The 3788-nt window shown below is 63.3% G+C and carries 5 protein-coding genes; 3 read left to right on the plus strand and 2 right to left on the minus strand.

What is annotated here, in order from left to right:
- Window positions 1-602: hypothetical protein (locus KA184_23535; GenBank protein ID MBP8132563.1), on the minus strand; the 602-nt coding region annotated here is incomplete at its 3' end.
- A gap of 333 nt (window positions 603-935) precedes the next feature.
- Here KA184_23535 and KA184_23540 point away from each other — a divergent pair.
- The 3 genes from KA184_23540 to rlmD are packed head-to-tail and all read left to right on the plus strand — an operon-like array spanning window position 936 to window position 3555.
- On the plus strand, window positions 936-1529 hold the full coding sequence (locus KA184_23540) for an acyltransferase (GenBank protein ID MBP8132564.1): 594 nt from the start codon (window positions 936-938) through the stop codon (window positions 1527-1529).
- A 48-nt stretch (window positions 1530-1577) separates the two neighbouring features.
- Window positions 1578-2315 (plus strand): HAD family hydrolase, encoded by a 738-nt coding sequence (locus tag KA184_23545; GenBank protein MBP8132565.1) that lies wholly within the window; start codon window positions 1578-1580, stop codon window positions 2313-2315.
- A gap of 10 nt (window positions 2316-2325) precedes the next feature.
- Window positions 2326-3555, plus strand: coding sequence for a 23S rRNA (uracil(1939)-C(5))-methyltransferase RlmD (gene rlmD, locus KA184_23550; protein ID MBP8132566.1), 1230 nt, complete (start codon window positions 2326-2328; stop codon window positions 3553-3555).
- Window positions 3556-3585: 30 nt separating this feature from the next.
- On the opposite strand, the gene KA184_23555 is transcribed toward rlmD, so the two are convergent.
- The coding region (locus KA184_23555) for a molecular chaperone DnaJ (protein MBP8132567.1) at window positions 3586-3788 on the minus strand (203 nt) is incomplete at its 5' end.

Below are 3788 nucleotides of genomic sequence, written 5' to 3' on the forward strand. Positions count from 1 at the left end.
ATAACCAGGTTGGGCAGATTCGTCCAGCTGTGTGCGAGGCGCATACCGTCCGCCAAGGCAACGACCGTCGGTTCCCCGTCTCCGACAATGCAGCCATCGACGAATTCCGAGGCTGCGAGGAGAAAAGAGGCGTAGCCGTTCACGTGTTCGCCCGCCAGCAGGATTCGGACGGAAGGCGTCTGGACTCGCAACGCCTTTGCGAGTCTCAAGGCCGGTGCCGCGTCTTCGCGCCGGGGTATGTACAAGACAACAAAGTCCAACGACTTGTGCGTGCCGATTTCCATCGCGGCTGAAGCGCATTGGCGCGCCTCTGCTTGCCGAACCATGCCGGTCAACGCGCGTCGCCGCCGTCGCGCGGTCCACCGCGAGCAGACCCCGGCGTTCTCTTCCCACAGGTCGGCGGCGGATGCACCCAACAAGGCATTAGCCAGCCGCCCCGCCGTTAGCGCCGCCAGGTCATCCACCGTCCCATAGTCGAGGACATAGGTCTCGTGTCCCGCTTCCGTCAGGGCAGAGGCCATTTCCGCCAATAAGTGCTGCGGCATCAACGTTTCCGCGGTATACGGGTAACCGGGCAGGTAAACGAGCAAGCTGCGGGTCATACACCCATCTCCTTCCGTCGCATTTCGGGCTTGAACGGTCTGCATTCTCTCAAGAAACACAACATATAGACTCAATTCAGAATCAAACCCTAGATGTTGGCTGCATAGTAACATGAACACAACATATATGCAAGCCAAAAACAACCCACTAGATGTTGGGATTGATGCACGAATCACGAGAACCCACACGGACCTGACCCGACAGTAGAAACTCCGGTGGAAGTCAACTTCCCATTACATCATCCGTCGCTGGCGCAGAACCTGTGCGGAAACTTGGCGGCGAATGCCGTTTTTCGGTAAAATGCCGCCGTCTGTATTCGACAGGAGACGGCAATGAACGCGTTGCGAAGCCGGTGGCGTTTGTGGCGACTGCGGCGCCAAGTCGAGCGGATGGGCAGGGACGTGCAATTCCTCGGCACACGTATCGAGGTAAAAGGACATATCGAACTGGGGGACCGCTGCATCTTGGGCGAAGGCGTGGTGTTGCGCACGCACAAGCAAGGCCGCATCGTCATTGGCGAGGACGTGGAAATCGCGGATTTTGCGCTTATTCAATGCAATGCGTTGCTGGAGATAGGCGGGGGCACGCGGCTGGGCGAGTATTGTGTCATCAGGGACACAAACCATGTCATGCGCGGCACCAGCTTGCACTGGCGGCTCACGCCGCATGTCACGGAGCCTATCACGATTGGCCCGAACTGCTACCTCGGCGCGCACGTGTACATCAGCCCGGGCGTCACGATTGGAGAAGGGGCGGTGGTCGGCCCTGGCAGCGTGGTCAGCAAGAATATCGGGGCTTTCGAGATTTGGGCGGGTTATCCGGCTTCATTTATCGCGCACCGGACGGAACAGCGGGTTCAGACGACGCTGCGCCGCCACCTGGACCTGGTCTCCATGTTCGGGGTAACCGCGCCTGAGGAATCGTAACGGGACCGGCGGCCCGTACGGATAAGGGCGCGCACAGGGAAATGACGCATGGCTTTAGAACCCAAACGGCTGAAGGCCGTTGTTTTTGATTATGGCAACACGCTGGTCCCGTTCGGGTGCCGCGAGATCGCGCGGCTGGACGCCGCGCTGAGCCGTGGATTGGCGCGGCACTATCCGGCGCCGGAAGAGGCGCGCGTTGCGGCAATCCGCGACAGGAACCGCATGGCGCCGTATGCGGGCAATCCGCCGATATGCCGGGAGAACGATTTGCGCGAGATTACCATTGGGATGGTAAAGGAACTCTACGGCTGCGACCCGTCCGAGGAAGTGATTGCGGACTTGTTGCGCGTGCGGCACGAGGCATTTCTCTCGGTGTTGGAAACGCCGGACTACGCGCGCGGCGTATTGGAGCGCCTGCGCGAACGGCGGAGTCTCGCCTTGGTGTCCAACTATCCCAATGGCGCGGCCATCCGCGAAGGACTGAACCGCAGCGGTCTCGCGGGCTACTTCAAGGCCGTGGTTGTCTCCGGCGACATGGGATTCTGCAAGCCGCACCCGAAGGTGTTTCGCGTGGCGCTCGAAGCGTTGGCCCTGGGGCCGCGGGAAGCCGTTTACGTCGGCGACAATTGGCTTGCGGATGTGCAGGGGGCCAAGCGCGCGGGAATGGCGATGATCCACACGGTGCAATGGGAAACGCCGGAGCAATTTGACCGGCGCCCGGATGACCTCGCGCCAGATGCGGTCATCCATCACCTGACGGAACTGGAGCCGCTCCTGGCGGAATAGGCAAGACCGCATGACCTCGTCGCACAACGTCGATACCGGAACGGCAGCGAACCTCTGTCCGCACTTCGGCGTATGCGGAGGCTGCACCGCCCAGGATATGCCTTACGCCGACCAACTGGCTGCAAAACAAGCGGACTTGGAGATGCTGTTCTCCGGTTTCTGGCCGTTTCCCATCCCGGTCATGCCTTCGCCGGTGATCTGGCACTACCGCAACAAAGTGGACCCCACGTTCGCACGAAGACGTTACGAGACGCCGCCACCGCCCGGCTTCGTGCGCGAGACGGTGCTCGGTTTCAAGCAGCGCGGGCGCTGGTTCGCTCCGCTGGACATCCAGGAATGCCGGATTGGCCCGCGCGGGCTGGACGCGCTGGCCGCCGCCGTGCGCGCGTGGGCACAAGAACAGGGCCTGCGCGCTTGGGACGCCCGGAGCCACGACGGCACGCTGCGGGCGTTGCTCGTGCGGGAGAGTTGCCGCACGGGCGAGCGCATGGTCATGCTGCTGACCATCGGCGAGCCCTTTGACAAAGACTCGTTCGTGCGGGCGGTCCTGAGCGTGTATCCCGCGGCGAGCATCCAGCATGGCGTACACCGGGGTTCTGCGGACGGGTCGTTGCCGGAGCGCGTGGAAGTGCTCTATGGCGCGGCCCACATCCGCGAGCGCCTGTGTATCCCGGACCCAACGGGCGCGCGCGACCTCGTGTTCCGCATATCGCCTGCAAGTTTCTTCCAGACCAATTCCCTCGCCGCCGAGCGGCTGTACGGCGCCGTGCGCGCCCACATCCGTGACTGGGCGCCGCGGTTCCTCTTCGACCTCTACGGCGGGGCGGGCGGATTCGCGCTGGCCTGCGCGGACCTTGCCGAGCGCGTCTGGTCCGTCGAAAGCGTAGGCTCGGCCACCGCGGACGGCATCGAAAACGCGCGGCGAAACGGTGTCGCAAATACCAATTTCGTCACCGCCGACACGAAGCAGTACCTGGCGGGACTGGAACGGGCAGGTGGCCTGCCGCCGGAGAGCGCGGTCATGGCCGACCCGCCACGCGCGGGGCTGCAAGCCAAGGTAGTAAAGAGACTGCGCGCGTTGCGCGCCCCGCTGCTCGTCTACGTGTCGTGCAATCCGCGGGAACTGGCGCGGGAACTGCCGGACCTGCTCAAGACGTACCGGCTCCGCACCCTGGAAGCGCTGGACCTGTTCCCTCACACGCCGCACGTCGAAGCGGTTGCCGTCTTTGAGCTCGTCTGAGCGTGCGCATCGCCGCCGTGCGCCTCTCGCTCAGGAAGACCGCCGCGACTTCTCCGCGAAGGAAGCCTGCTGCGGGTAATTCTTGCTGTTCGAAACGGTAGTCAGCTCTTCGAGCAGTTCGCGCTGGCGCCGGCTGAGTTTGACGGGAGTCTCGACCACGACGCGCACGATTTGGTCGCCTTGCTGGTAGCCGCGCAGGTCGGGCAGGCCATAGCCGCGCAGGCGCAGGTCGG

The sequence above is a fragment of the Candidatus Hydrogenedentota bacterium genome (assembly GCA_018005585.1).
In the GTDB taxonomy this organism is placed as follows: Bacteria; Hydrogenedentota; Hydrogenedentia; order Hydrogenedentales; family JAGMZX01; genus JAGMZX01.